Origin of the sequence: Exiguobacterium sp. SH0S1 (genome assembly GCF_004337165.1) — a bacterium.
Lineage (GTDB): Bacteria > Bacillota > Bacilli > Exiguobacteriales > Exiguobacteriaceae > Exiguobacterium > Exiguobacterium aurantiacum_A.
This window is the reverse complement of record NZ_SJVC01000003.1, coordinates 119951-139900: the sequence shown is the minus strand read 5'-3', so window position 1 is coordinate 139900 and position 19950 is coordinate 119951. Positions and strand designations below refer to the sequence as shown.

Here is a 19950-nt window from a genome sequence, read left to right as displayed (position 1 = left end):
ATACAAACTGGCTTTACGAAAAGAGATGATTGTAATCCCGGGTTTCTTTACATACAAAAAAGCCCTCTTCCTAAAAAGAGGACCTGTGTTATGTGCTACATGCTTCGCAGTCTGGCAATCCGTTCTTCCGGATTCGGGTGTGTCGAGAACAGCCCGCTCAGCTTTTTCTTCATAGGATCCGAAAAATAAAGTGATGCCGACGCCCGTGACGCCTCTTTCACTGGCGTTTTGACGTTAGCGATTTTCTCGAGCGCCGAAGCGAGTGCGTCCGGGTTCCGCGTCAGCTCGGCCCCGCTCGCATCAGCCAAAAACTCACGATTTCGCGAGATAGCCAGGTTGACGAGCGTTGCGATGATCGGGGCTAAAATCAACAGGACGAGCCCGACGATCATAAAGATCGGATTTTGGTTGTTGTCCCGTCGTCCACCGATACTTCGGAAAAACAGCATCCGTGAGCCGATGTCACTCATGATAGCGATGACGGAGACGAGGGCGAGCGTCACCGTCGCCAGGCGGACGTCATAATTTTTAATATGCGCGACCTCGTGGGCGATGACACCTTCGAGTTCTTCACGGGTCAACTGATCCATTAAACCAGTCGTCACGGCGACCGCCGCCTTCTCGGGTTTGAGCCCGGTCGCGAACGCGTTCGGTGACGGATCATTGATGATGAAGATCCGTGGCATCGGGACACGGGCGACCATCGCCATGTTCTCGACCGTGTGCCATAAGAAACGATGTTGTTCGACCGATGTGATCTCTTGGGCGTGATTCATCTTCATGACGATATTCGTGCTCGACATGATGACGATCCCGATGTAAAACAACGAGAACACAGGAGTGAAGATGAGCCCCGGGAGTGGATCGCCATAGTTCAAATACGAGATGACGACCCCGACGGCTAAGACGAGGAGGACGAATCCAGCCACGATGAACACGGTTTTAATCTTATTCTTGCGGATTTGTTCATACAGAATCATCGTCGCCACTCCAATCCATTAGAATGAGACGCGAACGTTCTCGCGTTCTTCTTCGCGCGCCTCGAGCATGTCGCGTTTTTCGAACTTATGGACAGAAGCGATGATGTTCGTCGGGACCGATTCGATTTTCGTATTATATTTCATGACCGTATTGTTATACAGCTGTCGCGAGTAAGCGACTTTATTCTCTGTCTGGGTCAACTCTTCTTGTAGCATCAAAAAGTTCTCGTTCGCTTTCAAGTCCGGATACGCCTCGCGCAGCGCAAACAAGTTTTTGAGCGCACCGCTCAGTTGATCGTTCACTTCCATCTGTTCCTGACGGCTCGTCTTCGAGCCAAGCTGGTTCCGTAGCTCGACGACTTTCGCAAGCGTCTCTTGTTCATGCTTCGCATACCCTTTCACCGTCTCGACCAAGTTCGGGATCAAGTCGTAACGGCGTTTCAGCTGAACGTCGATCTGCGCCCACGACTCGTCGACCCAGTTTCGATATTTGACAAGTCCGTTGTACATCGAAAAATAGATGACCGCCAAGACGACGATGATACCAATTGCGATAATCCAACCCATTTCAACACCTCATTTCATGATTTACTTCTGTATTAATTCCCTTTCGTCGTATACCATAAGCATAACTTAGGGAATATGTAGAAAATGGTTCATATCTACTGTGGGTTCCCTCACGAATTCATGCAAAGGAGTGTCACAATGTCCGTTCCTACCATCGTTGTTGCCGTGAAAGCGGTAATTGTGCAAGACGACCACCTCCTCATCATCAAACGGGCAGCCGATGACGAGGTCAATCCCGGCACATGGGAGCTCGTCGGCGGTAAACTTGACTTTGGCGAGACGCTCGAACATGCCCTTGAACGAGAAGTATTCGAAGAGTCCGGTTTGTGTGTCGCGGTCCAACAATTGTTGTACGCTACGACGTTTTTGACCGACCCGAATCGCCAAGTCGTCATCATGACGTACTTGGCTCACCCGATCGTGACAACCGTCACCCTCTCCGAGGAACATAGTGACGCCAGATGGGTAACGGCTGACGAAGCACAAAAGTTATTACATCGTCCAATTCTTGACGATCTGGATTCACATGACGTATGGGCCTTGCTTCAACCAAAAATGATCAACTGACAGGAGTGCAAATCATGCTTGTGACTGACCTCGATTCACGATTGGCGGAACTGTACGACGAGATGGTGTCGCTCCGACGCCATTTTCACCAATATCCCGAACTGTCGTTTGAAGAACAGGAGACACCAAAAACGATCGCCACTTATTTGCGCAAGCTCGGCCTCGAAGTCCGCGAAAGCGTCGGCGGCAACGGCGTCGTCGGACGCATTCGAGGCGGCAACGGACCAACCATCGCCTTCCGGGCCGACTTTGACGCTTTGCCGATCCAAGACTTGAAAGACGTGCCGTACCGCTCAAAAGTGAACGGTTCGATGCATGCGTGCGGCCATGACGCCCATACGGCGACACTGCTCGTGCTCGCCAAAGCCTTGAGTGAGACCGACCTGCCGGGAGACGTCGTTCTCATCCATCAGTTTGCGGAAGAACTCGCGCCCGGAGGAGCCAAGCCGATGATCGAAGATGGCTGCTTGGACGGTGTCGACTACATCTTCGGCGCTCACATCTGGACGCCGCTCCCGTATGGCACGATCGGGGTAAAAGCAGGTCCGATCATGGCCGCAGCCGACCGCTTCGAGCTGACGATCAAAGGGAAAGGCGGCCACGGCGCGATTCCGCAACATACGGTCGATGCCGTCATGGTCGGGGCGAACGTCGTCGGTCAGTTGCAACAAGTCATCAGCCGTCGCACCGATCCGCTCGAACCGGCCGTCTTAAGCGTCGGCACGTTCACCGCGGGCCAGGCGTTCAACGTGATTGCTGACGAAGCGAAGTTATCGGGGACAGTCCGAACGTTCACGCTAGAAACACAAGAACGGATCATCGCAGAGATGGAGCGCACCATCTCCCACGTCTGCGCGGCGAGCGAGGCGACGTATGAGCTCGAATATATCCGCGGCTATCCTCCCGTCATCAATCATTACGCCGAGACGGAGCATGTTCGCCAAAGTGCAGCTCGCGTCGTCGGTGAAGCCGGCGTCATCGAGATGTCTCCGCTCATGGTCGGAGAAGATTTCGCCTACTACATGCAACATGTTCCCGGCAGCTTCTTTTTCGCCGGGGCCGGCAATCCTGAAGTCGGCGCCGTCTTCCCTCACCACCATCCTCGCTTTGATGTGGACGAACGGGCCATGCTAAACACCGCCCGCGTCCTCATGCGCGCAGCGTTCGAAACATGGAACACACAAAAAAACGAAGACTGACGCCCTAAGGCATCAGTCTTCGTTTGGCGTTTCTGACAACATCGACACGAGAACTTGGTCGACACGTTTCCCGTCCATATCGACGACTTCGAAACGTAACCCGTACGCCTCGACGATGTCTCCGCGTTTCGGGAAGTCACCGAGCGAGTAAATGACGAGCCCTGCTAGCGTGTGGTACAAATTACGGCCCTCATCGAAACGGTTATCTCGAATCCCGAACGTTCGTTTCAAATCTTCAATCCCGAGCAAGCCATCCGCCAAGTACGTCCCGTCCGCGCGGCGGACCACTTCCGGCGTCTCTTCTTCAATCATCACTTCCCCGACAATCTCTTCTAGTATGTCGAACAACGTGACCATACCGAGGAAGCCACCGTATTCATCGAGCACGAACGCAATCTCGACGCCGTTCTTTTGCATCATCTGCAGCACTTGGCTGGCCTCACGTTGCTTCGGCACGATGAGCGGCTGCTTGATGCGTTTTAAAATCTGTGACGGCTCACGCAACGTCGCGAGCGTTAAAATATCACGGACATCGATGTAGCCGACGAACTCGTCGAGCGAATCGCGTCCGACTGGAAGTTTGTTGTGTTTACTCTCATAAATCGATTTTTTAATATCGTCCATGTCATCCTCGAGGTCGACCCATTCGAGCATCGTTCGCGGCTGCATCAGTTCATAGATCAACTGGTCATGGAAAGCGAAGACGCGCTCGACTTGTTGCACTTCTTCATGGGCAAACGCCCCTTGCTGCGCCCCTTCGAACAACAGCTGTTTAATTTCGAGCTCGGTCTCCCCACTCGACTGCTCTGCTTTCAAGCCGAGCAATTTGAACAAGAACAGTGTCGATTTCGATAAGATCCAAATGAACGGTCGCATGACTTTGCTGAACAAATCAAGCGCCGGAATGATCGACATCGTCACCTGTTCAGGTGACACGAGCGCAATCCGTTTCGGGACAAGTTCTCCGATGATGAGCGACAAATACGTGATGATCGTGACGACGACGACATAACCGACCGTCGGCGCGTACTGCGCGCTCATTCCGAGCTGTGCAAATAGTTCAGCGAGCGGTGTTGAAAAACGCGCGCCCCCGTAAGCCCCGTTGATGATCCCGATCAATGTGATCCCGACTTGGACGGTCGACAACAGGTCTGTCGGGTCTTTTGAATGTTTGAGCGCGATCTTGGCGCTGCGTTTACCTCGATTCGCCTCAACTTCAAGTTTTGCCGGTTTCGACGAGATGAGCGCGATCTCAGTCATCGCGAACACCCCGTTCAACACGATTAAAAATATGACGATCATTAAATCAATTACTATGGAAGAATCCACTTTTTTCATCACCTCTACGTATATTTCGTACTACTCCATCTCATCATATCAGACATTCATTATCCACCTGTACCCGTTTTGCTCACAAAAAAAGCCACTTCATTGTGAAGTAGCCTGTTCCGTCGCTTGATGTTCGATTGCTGCCGCCTGAGCTTGTTTGAATACAATCACGCCTAGTAGCAAGATCATCAACCCGATGATTTGGCCTGGTGACAGTGATAACCGCGGCATACCGAACGCCCCGAAGAAATCGACGCCGAGTGCCCAAATCAACTGGGACACGAGAATGATCGAGACGGATAATGTCGGGCCGAGCAGTTGGATGCTGCGCATCACACAAAATACGACACCGACACCGAGCAAACCACCGAGCGCATAAATCGGTGAAATGTCGAACACGCCGCGGATGTTTCCGCCGAAAAGTGCGAGCGGGACGAGCGAGCCGATGAATCCGACGATAAAGACGAGCACGGTCGTCGCCCAAGCTCCTAAATACACGTTCATTTTGGCATTGACCGCCGCTTGTACACTGATGAACGCGCCAGCCACCGCTGAACAAATGATTCCTACTAACATGAACTGCCTCCTTATTCATACACCATGCCATTGGCACGTTCGTTTAATCGTTTCGCATCGAGAATTGTCACTTTCGTCCGACTCCGTTCGACGAGTCCCTCGTCCGCGAACGCCTGCAGCGTCCGATTCAAGTGGCGATAGCTCGTCCCGAGCCATTCGGCGACTTCTTTCCGTTTCAACTGACTCATCTCTTGTTGGAACAACTCATTTCCTGACGCACTGAGTGAGACGAGATAGCCTGCTAACCGCTCTTCAAGCGTTGACATCAGATGATTCGAGGAGGCGTTCGCCTCAATAAATAACTTTTCCGACACCCCGCGGAGCAGATGTTCCGTGAACTCGATCGTCCGGTTATGCGTCCGCAGCGCTTCAAACGGGATGCGCAGACACGTGACCGCCCCTACAGCTTCGACCGTATGCAGGACGTCCCGGCCGCTGGCGTACTCAATATCGCCAATCAAAGACGGCGCTGTCTTCAACCGCAAGAGTCTCAGTTTCCCTTCCTCGCTCAACGTATAAATTTTGACGCGTCCCTCTAAAACGACGAACAACGACTCAATCGTTTGATCGTTCGCACACAACATCGCACCGGTTGGAAATGTCACGATCGACGACGCCGCGAGTGTCTCCGTTGAAAAAAGATGGTGCCAGTTAAGGCGTGTTAACGCAGCTTCAACCCCCATGTCACCCCTCCTCACGTGAATGTGTAAATCCCGATACCGACAACCATCAAGGCGAGTCCCATGATCTGACCTTGATTGACAGGCTTCTTCTTCACCCCGAACCAACCGTTCAAATCGATAAGGAACGCCCCGATCAATTGGGCGACGAGCAACACGCAGATTGCCCACGTCACACCGAGTCGCTGGATGGCCGTCAGCTCTCCAAAGACGACGAAGACGCCAAACAACCCACCTAAACTGTAATACCATGGCACACGCCGGAACGCCGTCATGTCTGCATCACGTTTGAACGCATAAATGCCCAAAGCGAGGATGAGTCCGACAAAGTGGACGATCGTGACGGACAACCAGGCCCCGACTGCGTAACCAAGCTTTGCGTTAAAGATGCCTTGTAACGCGATGAACGTGCCCGAGAGTACTGCAAAAATGATTCCCATACTTACCTCCTATTCTCCTCGTCTGACTGTACGCGAGAATAAAATGCTTGAAAAGGACATATGTCCAAAAAAAAGAACAACCTAGGTCAAGACCTAGGTCGTTCGCATCATTATCCTAAAATTTTCACGATTTCTTCCGCGACTTGCTCAGAAGACTGCGGGTTTTGTCCCGTGACAAGGCGATCATCGACGGCGACGTTGACAGCCCAATTGTCGGCTTTGTCAAAATCTCCGCCCTTCTCACGAAGTGCCGTCTCTAACAAGAACGGTACAGCTGAATCGAGTTGCATCTCGACTTCTTCAGCATCCGTGAATCCAGTCACGCGCTTACCTTTCACGAGTGGTTCGCCGTTGCTCAACTTGACGTTGACGAGGCCGATCGGGCCGTGACAGACAGCTGCAACGATATTGCCGCTCTCGTATACGTCTCGAACGACACGCTGTAACGTCTCGCTTCCTGGGAAGTCGACGACTGTCCCGTGTCCGCCTGGAAGGAAGACAGCATCATATGTTTCATCCGCTACTTGATCAAGGCGGACCGTATCTTTCAACAAGGTTTTCGTATTTAAGATTTCTTCCGGTAATCCGTCTTCTAGGCTGTTCGCATCGATTGGCACGTCTCCACCTTCGATACTAGCAATCGTTACTTTGTAGCCTTGTTTCTCGAACAAAAGGTACGGTTCAGCGAACTCCCCGAGCCATAACCCTGTTTCGTGGCCGTTCTCTAATTTATTGGCAGATGTCGTGACGATCAGTACGTGTTTAGACATGTGATTTCCTCCTTCTGAAATAAGCATACGAATTAAATGTTCCCGTTGTGGTTCGATTCAAACCATCGAACGCTCGACACGACGAGACGTCATTCTTTTTTTGACCTGGTCATTTTTTTAAAACAGCAACGGCGTCTGAACTCGTTATACTCGGATTATCAGTCATCAGGAGGGAACCATCGTGACCAAATCGATACTTGAATGGGGATTTCTCGCTGTCGCCGCTTTGATTGTCGTCCTCGTAGTACTCGGCGGAATGTGGACGAACATGTGACCTCGCTTCGCTGAGATGTCACATGATTGTTCGTTTGAAACACGCCTTAAATTGGGAACAGACACATGTTGTCCTATCGCCACATTCATTTGAGAAAGGATGTTGAATATGTCAGAACGCGTTTTCATCAGTCCCGCAAAGTATGTGCAAGGCAAGAATACGATTGACCGGATCGGAGAGTATGTCGGGCATTTCGGTTCACAGGCACTTCTCATCGCTGACGATATCGTCTGGAGCTTGATCGGGGAACGGGTGACCGCCTCGTTGACGTCGAGCGGTGTGAACGCCGAGAAAGCCGACTTTGTCGGGGAGGCGTCACGTCACGAGATCGAACGGATCGCCAAGGCGGCAGAAGCGAACGAGACGGCGTTCGTCATCGGCATGGGCGGCGGGAAAACGCTCGACACGGCCAAAGCCGTCGCCGATGCGCTTAATGCCCGCATCGTCATCGTGCCGACCATCGCCTCGACTGACGCCCCGACGAGTGCCCTCTCGGTCATCTATACGGATGAAGGTAATTTTGAGAGTTACCGGTTTTATAAGAAGAATCCCGATTTGGTCCTCGTTGACACGAAACTGATCGCCGAGGCCCCGGCCCGCTTCCTCGCCTCAGGGATCGCCGACGCGCTCGCGACGTGGGTCGAGGTCCGGAGTGTCCTCGCGTTCGGTGGCAAGACGATGGCAGGCGGCGTCCCGACGATCGCCGCCGAAGCGATCGCCAAGCGCTGTGAAGAAGTGTTGTTCGATTATGGGATTCCGGCTTATGAATCGGTAAAAGCAAAAGTCGTCACGCCGGCGCTTGAAGATGTCGTTGAAGCGAACACGCTATTGAGCGGTCTCGGTTTCGAGAGCGGTGGATTGGCGGCAGCCCATGCCATCCATAATGGCTTTACCGCCTTAGACGGGGAGATCCATCATTTGACGCACGGTGAGAAAGTCGCGTTCGGGACACTCGTCCAGCTCGCGCTTGAAGGACGGACGCAAGCCGAGTTCGAACGGTACGTCGCCCTTTACATGGCGCTCGATTTGCCGGTCACACTCGAAGACGTGAAACTAAAAGACGCGTCACGAGAAGATATCTTGAAAGTCGGTCAAGCAGCGACCGCTGAAGGGGAAACGATTCATAGCGGTTTCGACGTGTCGCCTGAAGATGTGGCCGACGCCATCATCGCCGCCGACCGTTACGCCCGCCTCTACCAAAGCAAACTGACCTAAAAAGACGAGGAACGGCTACTTGAGCTGTTCCTCGTCTTTAGTTGAAGTTACGAATGAGACGACGATGCCGAGCGCCATACAGCTGACTGTCAGCACGAAAAACGTCAGTTGATTCGCGTAAATAATGTTCGTGAACTGGTTCCAACCCGACGCGTACGCCGCATTTTCAGAAGCTCGTATCCCGTCCCGCAACGAACTTGCCTGCCCGAAGTTCACGTATAGACCGATCCCCGCCATCAATATGCTCCCGGCGAAGAGACCGACCCGCGCGAGACCGTTCACCGACGCGACCGTTCTCCTGGCGAGCCGGACGGTGATCCAAATGAACAACAAGACGAACGGCCAGCCAACCAACAAGACGAGCACGTACGGGTTTCCTTCGCCCGCTGGCTCCGTATAGGCGGCCGTCATCGTTTCACCGAGCTTGAATAACATAAATGTGATGAGCGTGATGATGAACCACGCCTTGATCAACTTCTCCATGACAACACCTCGTCCCCAGTATACCAAAAACACCATGCGCTTTCGCACACGGTGTCAAGTCACTCTTTCGGACGAACGGCGTAGTAGATCAAAATGACGAGCCATGTCCAAACCCCGGTAAAGATTCCGAGAATCGCGATGATGAAAAAACCGAGCGGGATCATCGATTTCGTCCGGTTGTAGTCTTTCCACATATTCGATAACCCTTTGATATTGAAATACAAAAAGGCAAAGAATAGAACGAGCAATAACAACGGTAAGCCAAAAATAAGTTCCATATGCGTCCACTCCTCTCTTCTGTTGCACAGTTCTTGTCTATACAATCAGTTTACTTCGTTTAAGCCCCCCGGCACATCGGGCTGGGGCAGTACATCTATCGGGTCACGAGACGGAGACTGTCGTTTGAGTATTCCCTAATCACTCGTCTTTTCATCATTTCAAAAAAAGGGAAAGGAAAACTATCCATGCATAAGGGGGTCGTCCTAATGAAACTCATCCGCCTGCTGCTCATCCTCGTACTCGTCTTCACCGCCTCGTCTACTTATGCCGCCACCCCGTCGCCTCAGCCCGGCTACACGATCAAGACGACGAAACTATACTGGCGGGCCATGCAATCGTCACCGGTCGCCAAGACACTCCTCACAAACACACCCGTCCGTTACACAACGTACAATCGAAGCTGGTCGAACGTCTACATCGGGAGCACCCGCTACTTCACACCATCGAGCAATCTAAAGTCCGGTATCCCGAAACTCACGTCAACGGAGCGGTTGCGGCTCGTCAACAAGCAACATGGCCTGTCCGCGTCCTATCGGTCCCGTCAACTCGTCACGCTCACCATCCCGACCGTCTATGCAAAAGGAAGCGAACGGACGCTCATGGCTGCCGAGGCGGCGCACGCGCTCGCTCGTCTCTACTATGACGGCCGAAAACAAGGACACACGCTTTACGCATTGAGCGCGTACCGGTCCTACGCCACGCAAAAATCACTCTACAATTATTGGGTCAACGCTCGCGGCACGGCCTATGCCTCGATGTATGTCGCTCGTCCCGGCCACAGTGAACACCAAACCGGGCTTGCCGTCGATATGACGAGTCAACAGATGCGGATGGGACTATACGCCTCGTTCGATCAGACACCTGAAGGCAAATGGATGATCCAGAACGCGCACCGCTATGGTTACATCGTTCGCTATCCAAAAGGGAAAGAAAAGATCACTGGCTACAACTATGAGCCGTGGCATCTCCGCTACGTCGGTGTGAAGGAAGCGACGACGATGAAGCAAAACAACTGGACGTTCGAAGACTGGTGGGCCAAACGCTAAGTCCGAGCATCTAGTCGCTAGGAAGCGAGGTGCCCCATGTATACTAGACGTGTACGAATTTGCAGAGGAGGACATCTCGATGTGGATTGTGATGAACAAACTAGATGTTGAAAAAGGGAAAGTCGATGCGGTCAAAGCCCGATTCCAAACGACAAAAGGAATCGAGACGATGGACGGATTTATCCGCATGCAAGTGTTGACCGATACGTCTGACGAAACGAAAGATCAAGTCGTGATCATGACGACGTGGCGCGACGCTGCGAGCTTTGAAAACTGGCGCGACAGCGGTGCCTATAAACACGCCCATAAAAAACGGGACGACGGCACGTCTGAAGTGAAGCCCGTCGTCCTCGGAAATACCGTCACCCAATACGAGGTCGCGATCGAGCACATGGCCTCAACCGATCACGTATAAAATATCTTGCGGTCGGATGATACCGAGAAGCGGTTCACTCTCTTCCCCGGTCTCGGTGATCAAGAGCGCGTCGAGGCGCACACCGTCTTTCATGTTGATGAAATGTTGATGCGCCTCGATGACAGACGTCTCCTTCGCAACGAAACGGTAACGACGAAGGTGCGGATCGTGATGAAGTACGTCTTTAACTTGAACGCCCTCGAGTGACACGTGCGGGCCGTCGATTGTCTCGGCGAGCCAGCTGGTCACTCCTTTTTTTGTCAATAAACCACGCCACGAGCCGTCAGTGTTATAGACCGGGAACTGGGAATAGTTTTTATCCCGAATCTCACCGAGCACCTCGACTAACGCGTCATCGGCATTAAACGTCGTCACGAGTTTACGAAACAGCGGGATGACTTGACGCGGGTGCAACAGCTCCCGCTCCACTTCGAGCATCAACTCGACGATCGAGTCGTGCGGTTCGGCGATAATGAAATCAGGCTCTCGCCGCTCGTGGACGATCGCGTTGCGCAACTGGCTCATTTGGTGCAAATCTTCTTTATACCGTTCGATGATCGGATTATGCTTGGCGAGACGGTTGACCATGTTGCTGAAGCTGAAATGTTGTCCGTCCCCCATCTCACGGCTCAAATAATCTTCGATCCGGTGGTACGATGCGATAAATTCTTCGGCTCGACTCATATGTTCACTCTCCTTATCGCCTATCTATACCCTATTTTTTAATCGTTTGAGCAGGAAACCATTCCTTCGTATCGAATGAATGGACATCACCTATTTTTGAAAGGAGGAGAGCCGATGGCGACCCCGATCCAGCAAGCTACGCCCTTATCCAATCAAGACGCGTTCCGCTCCGGGATGCGTGCCGGCATCCCGGTCGCGGTCGGTTATATTCCGATCGCGATCGCGTTTGGCCTCCTCGCCAAATCGTTCGACATGCCAAACGTCATCACGTTGGCCATGTCGTTGTTCATCTTTGCCGGTGCAAGCCAGTTCATCGGTATTCAATTGATCATGGCCGGTTCGATGTATTGGGAAATCGTCTTGACGACGTTCATTTTGAACTTGCGCCATTTCCTCATGTCGGCCTCGTTGTCGCAACGGATCGAGACAACCTCGAACCGTTTCCTGGCTGCCATCGCATTCGGGGTGACCGATGAAACGTTCAGTGTCGCCTCGACTCGAAACGAAGCGACACGTGGCCACTTCGTGCTCGGTTTGAACTTGATCGCCTTTTTCGCTTGGAACGTCGGGACATGGATCGGCGTATTTCTCGCTTTCGGCCTCCCCCAGTCAGTCCAGGCGAGCATGGGCATCGCCTTGTACGCCATGTTCATCGGATTGCTCGTCCCATCGCTTACGCGAAAACCGGTCATCGTCGTCGCGGCGCTTGCCGTCGTGACCCAAGTCGTGCTCTATTGGGGTGTCGCCCCGTTCATTCCGCTATCATCGGGTTTGAGTATCATCATCGCGACAATCGTCGCCGCCGGGGTCGGCGCCCTGCTTTATGAACAGGAGGGCGTAACATGATCAGTCTGTTCCTGCTCGTCCTCGCTATGGCGCTCGTCACGTACGTCCCGCGGCTCGTGCCGCTCCTTTGGCTGCGCGACTTGAAGTTACCGCCGCTCTTGAAGCGCTTCTTGTTGTTCACACCGTATGCCGTGCTCGCGAGCTTGATTTTCCCGGGTATCCTCTATTCGACGAGCAGCCTGTCGTCAGCCTTGGCCGGAGGCGTCTTCGCCACGATGCTCGCCTTGTTGCGCGTCAACTTGATGCTCGTCGTGCTCGGCGGCATCCTCGGGGTGTACGTCGTCGAAACGTTCATCTGACAAACAGGTCTGTCTCCGCGGAGACAGACCTGTTATCGTTTAGGCGGACAACGCCTCACGGCGCAGCTGAACGAACACATCGACGAACGCCGCGTCCCATTGGGTGCCACGCCCGCTCTCTAAAATCGACAGCGCCTTCTCGACAGGCATCCCTTGCCGATACGGACGGTCTGACGTCATCGCGTCGTAGGCGTCAGCGATCGCCATGATGCGGCCGAAGAGCGGGATAGCTTCACCGGACAATCCGTCTGGATAGCCGTTCCCGTCGATTCGTTCATGGTGTGACCGTACACCCGCCATGAGCGGCTGAAGTGAGACCGGCAACGTGATCTGATTCAAAATATGAATCCCGATTGTCGGATGCTCTTGAATTTGGGCGAACTCGTGGTCTGTCAGTTTTCCTTCTTTCAACAAAACGTCGTCACGAATCCCAATCTTCCCGATATCATGAAGCAACGCCGATTTGCGGAGTAGCTCAATCTGCGCCTGCGGCCAACCTAACGCACATGCCAGTTCGACAGAATAGGCGGCAACCCGTTCCGAATGGCCGGCCGTGTAGGAATCACGGGCGTCGAGCGTAGCCGCGAACAAGACGAACAAGCTGTTCAGCAGTTGATCGTTTTCTTCCTCACGTTCATTGACGTTCTTCACCATCTGATTGAACCCGTTCACCAGCTGCGAAAACTCATCAGCGTACGGGTTGTCGATCGGTTTCAGCTCGCCGGCATCGAGCTGTTCGATCCCTTGTGTCAACGTGGCAAGCGGACGCTTGATGTTGTCGTATAGGAGCAGGCTACTGAACGTCGCGACACCGACGATCACGACCAAGATCAACCCGGCCCAACGCCAATATGCGTCGACTTGCTCGACGGTCGACAGTTGGACGCCCGAAGCGAGAATGAACAACATGACCGGAAACACCCCGATGACGAGCATACTGATCAAAAGCTTCGTCCGGACGCTAATTGACTGGTACGACGCCTGGAGCGGTGTATCGTACAGTTGCTCACTTTGAACTTGTAAATGAAGCAACAACGGCTCGACCGACCGATACGTCAAGAAGAACTCGATGAGCGCATGTAAAATCGCGATCAATACCGCCCCAAAAGCCGCCATTCCAATCAAACGGTACGGCAAATTGATCCAATCTTGTTGAATCGCCAATGCGGTCAAGCTCATGGCCGGCACTGAAAGACCAAATAAATGAGGTCCTAGTATGCGCTTCACCGTCAACGTCGGAAAGTGACTCGTCTGATCGAACGCCTGTTGAAGCGCTTCGTAACTAGGCGCCTCACTTCGAAAGACATTCCGAATCGGCCGGATGTGACGCCGATATATCAGTAATTCGAGACTGATCATGACCACACCTGACACCGCCATGATGGCAAATAAAGATATCACTTCAGCACGGGACAGTTCGAGCGTTTGGAAGATGAACAGACCCCCGACACCGAACACCGCGATCCCTGAACCGATGATATAATTCATAATTAACGTATTTTGAAAGCGTTCAAACACTTTGACCCCTCCTATTCTTCACCGACTTCTCTCATTCTGTTTATCGACCAAAAATCACCCTTTTTCACAACACAAAAAACGAGCCTCTCACTAGAGAGACTCGCTCAGTTCACTGATTATGGACGACGTGGACCTTCGTTGTCGTCGGGTGAACGGTTATCTTCTGGCGTGATGTTTTCATGGAACGGGTTCGGTTCTGGACCGTCCACGTTCGTCACATCCGTTGTCCGATTCGTTTCACGTTTCAACTCTTGGTTCGTTTGATCCGCTTCACGTTTCGACTGATCGATACCTTGCTTCGCCTGTCGCTTCGCAGCTTCGGCTTCTTGATTCATTTGTGCTTTCTCTTGTTCGAGACCCTCTTTTGATACTTCCGTCTCGTCGATGCTCTTCTCAGCTTTTTTCAAGTAGCGAGCTGCTGTTTCACGTCCACCGAGACCGAAGGCAAGGCCGAACGCAAGGGCGACAGCACCGAGGATAAGCAGGAACGCCGTATTGACGATCATCGGTGCGATGCCGAGCTGACTGATGGCCATGAAGAAGGCGATCCCGAGAATCGCATACTTCGCGACGTGGCGTAGTACGCTCGGTTGACCTGACGCATCGACGAGCACGCTGCCGACGAGACGCTCTGCCATATTGGCGAGCCAGAAACCGACCGCCAAGACGATGATGGCTGCAATGACCATCGGCAAGTAAGCAAAGATTGCCGTTGCGAGCGAGGCCATGAAGTCGAGGTTAGCGACTTGCAGGGCTTCCGACACGAACAACAAGATGATGATGATTTGAACGATCGTACCGATTACTTGAGCAATCGACGTCGATGATGTCGAACGTCCACCGAGACCCATCTTGCTTGCGAGCGAGTTGACGCCCAAATTCTCAAGAAGTGATACGACCACCCCTTTGAGCCATTTGGCAACGAACACACCAGCGAGAATCAAGACGATTGCGACGATGATGTTCGGGATCATGGCCAAGACGTTGTTCAACATGGAGATGGCAGGGTCTGAGATGCCTCGAATGTCGAGTGCCTCAAGTGCTGAGATTGTGACCGGGATCATGATCAAGATGAAGACGACCGTACCGACCGCTTTCGCCAGGCTTGACCCTTTCACGTAATCTGCCAAGTGAAGTTTCTCGGCAAACTTGTTGAGTCCTGCCGCTTCCAAGAACTTCGTCAAAATATCGCGGACAATTTTCGCGACGATATAACCGATCGCAAAGATGAGTGCCGCTGCGACGAGTTTCGGAATGAAGGCGAGGAAGCTGTTCAACAAGTCTTCAAACGGTCCACTGATGCCTCGGAGACCGAGCGCGTCAAGGACGGCAGGAAGTGCTAGCAACAACACCAAGTAGAAGACGATGTTTGCGACCGTGTCGACCCATTTCGTCTGGTTGACACTTGTCGACTCCTGACCTGTCTTCTCCATCAACTTGCTCAAGTTGAGGCGATGACCAGCCATTTGAATCGCTTTTTTCAAGAGCGTCGCGATGATCCAGGCGACGAGTAGAATGAGACCTGCTTTGACGACTCCGGTAATTAAACCTGAGAAGCCTTCGTAGATTTGGCTAAACGGCTGCGTGATCGCTGGCACGTTCATAAATTCGAAGATGATTAAGAATGCGAGAAGCAATACTCCAAAGAAGACGACTTTCGCGATGATCCGTTCAGGTGTCCACCGCTTTTCTTCTCTTCCGGGTTTACCCGGCTCCCCTTCTTGCTTGACACCAACACGATCGTCGAGGCGTGCTTTACGCAGCGCTTTACGCGTCACGTTTTCCAGAACTTTCGCCACAGTAAAACCGACGACAAGGACAAGAAGTGCAAGCAAGAGCTCTGGCAACCAAGACATGAACGTGTTGAAATTATACGTTGTATCGTTCATCCGACATCTTCCTCCAATCTCTTTTTAAAATGATTATTATTTCATACGACTCTCTGTATAAATACCAACATTTTCATCTACCTAAACATAGACAATTCGCATCCTTGAATAAATATTAAATGGAAAAATGATTTTCTAGGAAAATTTTACCTCAATAAACAAGGCGTGTCTTTCTAGTTCAAATATGATACGAATTAAGAAGAAGTATTTTTAAGGAGGAGTCAAGATGAACATCGCCCTGATTGCCCACGACAAGAAAAAAGATGATTTAATCGTACTCGTCAAAGCTTATTCTCACATATTAGAGAAACATCATTTGTTTGCGACGGGAACGACCGGAACACGTGTCGCCGAAGCGACGGGACTTCCGGTCCATTGCTTTAAGTCGGGACCGCTCGGTGGTGACCAAGAAATCGGCGCCTCGGTCGCCCGTGGAGAGATGGATATGGTCATCTTCTTCCGTGACCCGTTGACCGCCCAGCCCCACGAGCCGGATGTGAGTGCATTGATGCGCCTCTGTGACGTCTACTCGATTCCGCTCGCCACAAACATGGGCGGAAGTGAAATCTTGATTCGCAGCATCGAACAAGGCGACTTTGAATCGCTCAAACTTTCCCATAACGACGAACCGCCTGTATGACCATTTTATATAGAAGAGAGGAATTGTCCTGAACCCACATGTATCGAACGACCCGACCGTACAGCAATTTTACGAACAAGTGCGAACACATCTGTCTGAACTGTTAGACGACAACTCAACAGCGGAGCGCTTGCTCAACAGTTTGGCCGGGTATATTCAACAAGCAGAAAGAAGCGGTCAATCCCTCGACGGCCTGACGAGTCAAGACCCACGCGCCTATGCAATGTTCTTGATCGAAAAACCAAAAACGAACGACGAGTATCGTCGTCGTTACCGCTCCATCATCGAGCAGTCGGGCGAACTTAAAATGCATGAGAAGGTACAGGCGAACCGTGAGTTCGACTGGGCCGTCGAGCGATTGAACGAGACGCAGCTCGAACTCCAAGACATCGAAAAGCGTGACGTCTCGTTTCTCGCCTACACAAAAATCGAGGCGATCAAATCGTCTCGCCGCATTTGGAACCAGTTCGGCTGGCTGCTCGGCATGGTGCTCGCGTTCGCTTACGCCAACCTGTTGCTCGTCATGGACGACTTGTTCAGTCTACGACTGTTCAGTGCACCGACGACCTCGTATCCGCTCGATTACTTCGCCTTCGTGCTGCCCGTCTTACTGACCGGTGCCGTCTTCGGTTTACTGACGCGCTTCCGTCACCACTTTCAGACGATCGGACGGCGCATCTTGTTCGCACTGCTCATCATTCTCGTGTATGTCGGCTTCGTGATCCTGATCCAACCGCTCCTGTTCACGCTCGGATGGTCGTTTTTGATTCAATTGACGCCCATCTACGCGTTAGTGTTGTTAGCGATTAGCGGCTTCATGGCGCTGTGGACACTCGCCGAGTTTGTCTGGAAGAGCACGCGTTGCCATCTCGGGAACGATACGATGACCATTTATTATTAATGACGCCAGTCTCAGGTGAGATGGCGTTTTTTGTTTGAACATTCGCCAGAACGGAAATTACTAATACCGTGACGTCAATTTAATCGTAAGACGAGATGATAAAGGGGGCAGACCATGTCAGACCGCAAAATGATCGGGTTATTTCATAGCGAGCAAGAAGTGATGGACAAAGTGAACGAACTCAAAAAGGCCGGGGAAGCGGAGAAAAATATGCATGTCGTAGCCAAGCGGGACGGGGAAATTTCCGCATTGCGCGATCACACCGATGTGAACGCCGAGGCTGGGATTCGAGATGTCAATTGGTTAGACCGCGTCAAAGCATTCCTGCACGGCAGCGACCGGATTCGCGATGAGCTGCGTAATATGGGTCTTAGCGATGCCGAGGCAGAGGAATACTATTCAGCCATCGACGACGGCAAACTGTTGCTTTACGTTGATAAACATTCGTACGAGCGCTATCCGAATATGTATAAAAAAGACAGTGAACTCGACCACGATCAAGGGGAAAAGGCAGACGGGATTGCATTCGATGCCAAACCGTTCAATGATCATGATGAAAAACCACGCGGTACGAAAGAAGATCCGATTGTACGGGGACATTCCGGATTAGAGGACCATCGCCGATTATAAGGAGGAGACAACCATGAGTGAGAAACGATTTATTAGCATGTACGACACGCAAGAATCGGCTCTAGGAAAGATTGAGGAGCTACGTGCCAAAGGATACAAAGACTCAGACATTTACGTCGTCGCCAAACATGAGGACAGCGTCTCGATTTTGCGCCGTAAAACGGACGTGCACACCGAGGCCTCACACGATACAGGTTGGTTCGACAAAGTCCGTTCGTTCTTGAGCGGCCACGAAGACGTTCACGCCGGGCTCCGCAACATGGGACTGAGCGAAGAAGAAGTCAACCGCCATTACAGCGACGTCGAGGCCGGGAAGATTTTGATCTATGTCGATGAAGACTACGAACGACGTCACAATGAAAGTTTGACGATCGATTCGACGCCTTACAACGATACGAAACATGATACAAGCCACCAAGGACACCATACTGCTGACGGTTTGGAAGTCGATTCGAAGCCGTTTAACGAACCAAGCCACGAGTCGACTACTCGAGAGCATCGCAATGATGACGGCCTAGAGATCGACTCAAAACCGTTCAACGAATCCTCATCAGACAATCCGAATCGGGCCGTCGACCCAGAGCAAGACAAACTGGACGAAAAGGCCAAACTGAACGATAAAGAAGCGAAGCTTCGTGGTCTCGATGACCGTGCTCTACGCAACGATGTTGAAGATCCAGACAACATTCGCCGATTTTAATGGACATAAAAGAGGAACCTGACACATGGCGTCAGGTTCCTCTTTTTTACGTCAATCGATTTTTTGGTTCTTTCCCTTCAAGTACGTTGACGATGGCTTCTCGGTTGAGCGCCATCATCGAGAGGCGCGTCTTGATCGTGGCGCTGCCGATATGCGGGAGCGTCGTGACGTTCGGAAGCGTCAAGAGCGGATGGTCCATCGCCACCGGTTCTTTCGCGAACACGTCGAGCCCCGCTGCCCAAATCTTGTTTGCTTTCAATGCCTCGTACAGTGCCGACTCATCAATGATCTCGCCGCGGGCGACGTTGATGAAGACGGCCGTGTCTTTCATTTTGGCGAACTGTTCGGTGCCGATCATGCCGCGCGTCTGTTCGGTGAGCGGTGCGAGCACGACGACGAAATCCGACTGCTCGAGCAAGTCATCGAGTTCGGCGTAGACGAATCCGTACATCGACTCCGATTCATGACGACGCGTCCGATTATGGTACAAGACGTCCATGTCAAAACCGCGGGCCCGCCGTGCGACCGCCTCGCCGATGCGTCCCATCCCGATAATCCCGAGCTTCGCCTGATGCAGGTCCATCCCGACGTAGCCCATCGGTGTCCACGATTTCCATTCCCCCGCCCGCAAGTCACGTTCTGCTTCTCCGAGCCGGCGCCCGGTCATCATCATGAGTCCGAACGCGAGGTCCGCTGTCGTCTCGGTCAAAACGTCCGGCGTGTTCGTCACGACGATGCCGTGCTGTTTTGCCGCTTCGATGTCGATGTTGTTATAACCGACGGCCAAGTTCGAGATGACTGCGAGGTCAGGCGCCTGTTCGATCAACTCGCGGTCGATCGTGTCGCTGAGCATCGTCCATAGCGCATGAGCCGATGCTGCTTCTTTCAACAAGACGTCACGCGGTACGCTCACCGCCTCTTCGTCCCACATGCGGACGTCATACTTGTCTCGCAGCGGCTCCACTGCTTCTTCTGGCAGACGTCGTGTGATGTAAATTCGTTTCTTCATATCCATTCCCCCTG

24 protein-coding genes are annotated in these 19950 nt (G+C 52.4%); 11 read left to right on the top strand and 13 right to left on the bottom strand.

What is annotated here, in order from left to right; all coding sequences use genetic code 11:
* Positions 1-95 precede the first annotated feature (95 nt).
* Entirely contained in the window at positions 96-977 is an 882-nt protein-coding gene (gene htpX, locus EVJ20_RS09785) for a zinc metalloprotease HtpX (protein WP_236636370.1), read from the bottom strand.
* Positions 978-998: 21 nt separating this feature from the next.
* The gene (locus tag EVJ20_RS09780; RefSeq protein ID WP_131465838.1) at positions 999-1547 is read right to left on the bottom strand and encodes a LemA family protein; all 549 of its coding nucleotides are present in this window, start codon (positions 1545-1547) and stop codon (positions 999-1001) included.
* Positions 1548-1685: 138 nt separating this feature from the next.
* On the opposite strand from EVJ20_RS09780, the gene EVJ20_RS09775 reads away from it, so the two are divergent.
* A complete protein-coding gene (locus EVJ20_RS09775) occupies positions 1686-2114 on the top strand; it encodes an NUDIX hydrolase (protein ID WP_131508080.1) in 429 nt (142 codons plus the stop codon).
* Positions 2115-2128: 14 nt separating this feature from the next.
* Positions 2129-3313, top strand: coding sequence for a M20 metallopeptidase family protein (locus tag EVJ20_RS09770; protein WP_131508078.1), 1185 nt, complete (start codon positions 2129-2131; stop codon positions 3311-3313).
* A 12-nt stretch (positions 3314-3325) separates the two neighbouring features.
* Here EVJ20_RS09770 and EVJ20_RS09765 read toward each other — a convergent pair whose 3' ends face one another.
* The 5 genes from EVJ20_RS09765 to EVJ20_RS09745 all read right to left on the bottom strand — a co-directional run bounded on the left by EVJ20_RS09765 (position 3326) and on the right by EVJ20_RS09745 (position 7108).
* On the bottom strand, positions 3326-4651 hold the full coding sequence (locus tag EVJ20_RS09765) for a hemolysin family protein (protein WP_131508076.1): 1326 nt from the start codon (positions 4649-4651) through the stop codon (positions 3326-3328).
* A gap of 90 nt (positions 4652-4741) precedes the next feature.
* A complete protein-coding gene (locus EVJ20_RS09760; protein WP_131465832.1) occupies positions 4742-5218 on the bottom strand; it encodes a DMT family transporter in 477 nt (158 codons plus the stop codon).
* Positions 5219-5229: 11 nt separating this feature from the next.
* Positions 5230-5901, bottom strand: a complete 672-nt coding sequence (locus EVJ20_RS09755; protein ID WP_083274036.1) for a Crp/Fnr family transcriptional regulator — start codon at positions 5899-5901, stop codon at positions 5230-5232.
* Positions 5902-5912: 11 nt separating this feature from the next.
* Complete coding sequence (locus tag EVJ20_RS09750; protein WP_070328066.1) at positions 5913-6338, bottom strand: DMT family transporter; 426 nt, start codon at positions 6336-6338, stop codon at positions 5913-5915.
* A gap of 110 nt (positions 6339-6448) precedes the next feature.
* Positions 6449-7108, bottom strand: coding sequence for a type 1 glutamine amidotransferase domain-containing protein (locus EVJ20_RS09745; protein WP_071398770.1), 660 nt, complete (start codon positions 7106-7108; stop codon positions 6449-6451).
* A 382-nt stretch (positions 7109-7490) separates the two neighbouring features.
* Between EVJ20_RS09745 and EVJ20_RS09740 the strand changes: the two genes are divergently transcribed.
* Positions 7491-8597: a glycerol dehydrogenase gene (locus EVJ20_RS09740; protein WP_070328064.1), complete on the top strand. Its 1107-nt coding sequence runs from the start codon at positions 7491-7493 to the stop codon at positions 8595-8597.
* A gap of 15 nt (positions 8598-8612) precedes the next feature.
* On the opposite strand, the gene EVJ20_RS09735 is transcribed toward EVJ20_RS09740, so the two are convergent.
* On the bottom strand, positions 8613-9080 hold the full coding sequence (locus tag EVJ20_RS09735; RefSeq protein ID WP_070328063.1) for a hypothetical protein: 468 nt from the start codon (positions 9078-9080) through the stop codon (positions 8613-8615).
* A 59-nt stretch (positions 9081-9139) separates the two neighbouring features.
* Positions 9140-9358: a hypothetical protein gene (locus tag EVJ20_RS09730; protein WP_016507949.1), complete on the bottom strand. Its 219-nt coding sequence runs from the start codon at positions 9356-9358 to the stop codon at positions 9140-9142.
* 207 nt (positions 9359-9565) lie between these two features.
* Between EVJ20_RS09730 and EVJ20_RS09725 the strand changes: the two genes are divergently transcribed.
* Entirely contained in the window at positions 9566-10405 is an 840-nt protein-coding gene (locus EVJ20_RS09725) for a M15 family metallopeptidase (protein WP_131508074.1), read from the top strand.
* 79 nt (positions 10406-10484) lie between these two features.
* Complete coding sequence (locus EVJ20_RS09720; protein WP_070328061.1) at positions 10485-10820, top strand: antibiotic biosynthesis monooxygenase; 336 nt, start codon at positions 10485-10487, stop codon at positions 10818-10820.
* Here EVJ20_RS09720 and EVJ20_RS09715 read toward each other — a convergent pair.
* Entirely contained in the window at positions 10803-11504 is a 702-nt protein-coding gene (locus EVJ20_RS09715) for a CBS domain-containing protein (RefSeq protein WP_131457851.1), read from the bottom strand. The genes EVJ20_RS09720 and EVJ20_RS09715 overlap by 18 nt on opposite strands.
* 114 nt (positions 11505-11618) lie before the next feature.
* Between EVJ20_RS09715 and EVJ20_RS09710 the strand changes: the two genes are divergently transcribed.
* Together EVJ20_RS09710 and EVJ20_RS09705 are read left to right on the top strand one after the other, a co-directional pair.
* Positions 11619-12350: an AzlC family ABC transporter permease gene (locus tag EVJ20_RS09710; RefSeq protein ID WP_131457852.1), complete on the top strand. Its 732-nt coding sequence runs from the start codon at positions 11619-11621 to the stop codon at positions 12348-12350.
* Complete coding sequence (locus EVJ20_RS09705) at positions 12347-12649, top strand: AzlD domain-containing protein (protein WP_070328058.1); 303 nt, start codon at positions 12347-12349, stop codon at positions 12647-12649. The genes EVJ20_RS09710 and EVJ20_RS09705 overlap by 4 nt, the downstream gene beginning before the upstream one ends.
* A gap of 39 nt (positions 12650-12688) precedes the next feature.
* Here EVJ20_RS09705 and EVJ20_RS09700 read toward each other — a convergent pair whose 3' ends face one another.
* Both EVJ20_RS09700 and EVJ20_RS09695 read right to left on the bottom strand, forming a co-directional pair.
* Positions 12689-14167: an HD domain-containing phosphohydrolase gene (locus EVJ20_RS09700; protein ID WP_131508072.1), complete on the bottom strand. Its 1479-nt coding sequence runs from the start codon at positions 14165-14167 to the stop codon at positions 12689-12691.
* 116 nt (positions 14168-14283) lie between these two features.
* Entirely contained in the window at positions 14284-16056 is a 1773-nt protein-coding gene (locus tag EVJ20_RS09695; RefSeq protein WP_131508070.1) for a mechanosensitive ion channel, read from the bottom strand.
* 226 nt (positions 16057-16282) lie between these two features.
* Between EVJ20_RS09695 and EVJ20_RS09690 the strand changes: the two genes are divergently transcribed.
* From EVJ20_RS09690 to EVJ20_RS09675, 4 genes are all read left to right on the top strand, one after another.
* Positions 16283-16696 carry a methylglyoxal synthase gene (locus tag EVJ20_RS09690; protein ID WP_131508068.1) on the top strand — a complete coding sequence of 138 codons (414 nt, stop codon included), beginning with the start codon at positions 16283-16285 and terminating at the stop codon, positions 16694-16696.
* A 79-nt stretch (positions 16697-16775) separates the two neighbouring features.
* Complete coding sequence (locus EVJ20_RS09685; protein ID WP_070328055.1) at positions 16776-17597, top strand: hypothetical protein; 822 nt, start codon at positions 16776-16778, stop codon at positions 17595-17597.
* 114 nt (positions 17598-17711) lie between these two features.
* Entirely contained in the window at positions 17712-18227 is a 516-nt protein-coding gene (locus EVJ20_RS09680) for a general stress protein (RefSeq protein WP_131508066.1), read from the top strand.
* Between the two features lie 13 nt (positions 18228-18240).
* Positions 18241-18927, top strand: a complete 687-nt coding sequence (locus tag EVJ20_RS09675; RefSeq protein WP_131508064.1) for a general stress protein — start codon at positions 18241-18243, stop codon at positions 18925-18927.
* Positions 18928-18973: 46 nt separating this feature from the next.
* Here the strand turns inward: EVJ20_RS09675 and EVJ20_RS09670 are convergent, their stop codons facing one another.
* Positions 18974-19936 carry a 2-hydroxyacid dehydrogenase gene (locus EVJ20_RS09670; protein WP_131508061.1) on the bottom strand — a complete coding sequence of 321 codons (963 nt, stop codon included), beginning with the start codon at positions 19934-19936 and terminating at the stop codon, positions 18974-18976.
* Positions 19937-19950: the final 14 nt, after the last annotated feature.

What these genes read in the sequence shown, in the direction of transcription:
- EVJ20_RS09715 (WP_131457851.1), bottom strand. Translation starts at nt 11,504, where the DNA reads ATGAGTCGAGCCGAAGAATTTATCGCATCGTACCACCGGATCGAAGAT.
- EVJ20_RS09725 (WP_131508074.1), top strand. Translation starts at nt 9,566, where the DNA reads ATGAAACTCATCCGCCTGCTGCTCATCCTCGTACTCGTCTTCACCGCC.
- EVJ20_RS09680 (WP_131508066.1), top strand. Translation starts at nt 17,712, where the DNA reads ATGTCAGACCGCAAAATGATCGGGTTATTTCATAGCGAGCAAGAAGTG.
- EVJ20_RS09780 (WP_131465838.1), bottom strand. Translation starts at nt 1,547, where the DNA reads ATGGGTTGGATTATCGCAATTGGTATCATCGTCGTCTTGGCGGTCATC.
- EVJ20_RS09720 (WP_070328061.1), top strand. Translation starts at nt 10,485, where the DNA reads ATGTGGATTGTGATGAACAAACTAGATGTTGAAAAAGGGAAAGTCGAT.
- EVJ20_RS09675 (WP_131508064.1), top strand. Translation starts at nt 18,241, where the DNA reads ATGAGTGAGAAACGATTTATTAGCATGTACGACACGCAAGAATCGGCT.
- EVJ20_RS09775 (WP_131508080.1), top strand. Translation starts at nt 1,686, where the DNA reads ATGTCCGTTCCTACCATCGTTGTTGCCGTGAAAGCGGTAATTGTGCAA.
- EVJ20_RS09755 (WP_083274036.1), bottom strand. Translation starts at nt 5,901, where the DNA reads ATGGGGGTTGAAGCTGCGTTAACACGCCTTAACTGGCACCATCTTTTT.
- EVJ20_RS09670 (WP_131508061.1), bottom strand. Translation starts at nt 19,936, where the DNA reads ATGAAGAAACGAATTTACATCACACGACGTCTGCCAGAAGAAGCAGTG.
- EVJ20_RS09695 (WP_131508070.1), bottom strand. Translation starts at nt 16,056, where the DNA reads ATGAACGATACAACGTATAATTTCAACACGTTCATGTCTTGGTTGCCA.
- EVJ20_RS09740 (WP_070328064.1), top strand. Translation starts at nt 7,491, where the DNA reads ATGTCAGAACGCGTTTTCATCAGTCCCGCAAAGTATGTGCAAGGCAAG.
- EVJ20_RS09770 (WP_131508078.1), top strand. Translation starts at nt 2,129, where the DNA reads ATGCTTGTGACTGACCTCGATTCACGATTGGCGGAACTGTACGACGAG.
- EVJ20_RS09750 (WP_070328066.1), bottom strand. Translation starts at nt 6,338, where the DNA reads ATGGGAATCATTTTTGCAGTACTCTCGGGCACGTTCATCGCGTTACAA.
- EVJ20_RS09690 (WP_131508068.1), top strand. Translation starts at nt 16,283, where the DNA reads ATGAACATCGCCCTGATTGCCCACGACAAGAAAAAAGATGATTTAATC.
- EVJ20_RS09705 (WP_070328058.1), top strand. Translation starts at nt 12,347, where the DNA reads ATGATCAGTCTGTTCCTGCTCGTCCTCGCTATGGCGCTCGTCACGTAC.
- EVJ20_RS09760 (WP_131465832.1), bottom strand. Translation starts at nt 5,218, where the DNA reads ATGTTAGTAGGAATCATTTGTTCAGCGGTGGCTGGCGCGTTCATCAGT.
- EVJ20_RS09735 (WP_070328063.1), bottom strand. Translation starts at nt 9,080, where the DNA reads ATGGAGAAGTTGATCAAGGCGTGGTTCATCATCACGCTCATCACATTT.
- EVJ20_RS09745 (WP_071398770.1), bottom strand. Translation starts at nt 7,108, where the DNA reads ATGTCTAAACACGTACTGATCGTCACGACATCTGCCAATAAATTAGAG.
- EVJ20_RS09710 (WP_131457852.1), top strand. Translation starts at nt 11,619, where the DNA reads ATGGCGACCCCGATCCAGCAAGCTACGCCCTTATCCAATCAAGACGCG.
- EVJ20_RS09765 (WP_131508076.1), bottom strand. Translation starts at nt 4,651, where the DNA reads ATGAAAAAAGTGGATTCTTCCATAGTAATTGATTTAATGATCGTCATA.
- EVJ20_RS09730 (WP_016507949.1), bottom strand. Translation starts at nt 9,358, where the DNA reads ATGGAACTTATTTTTGGCTTACCGTTGTTATTGCTCGTTCTATTCTTT.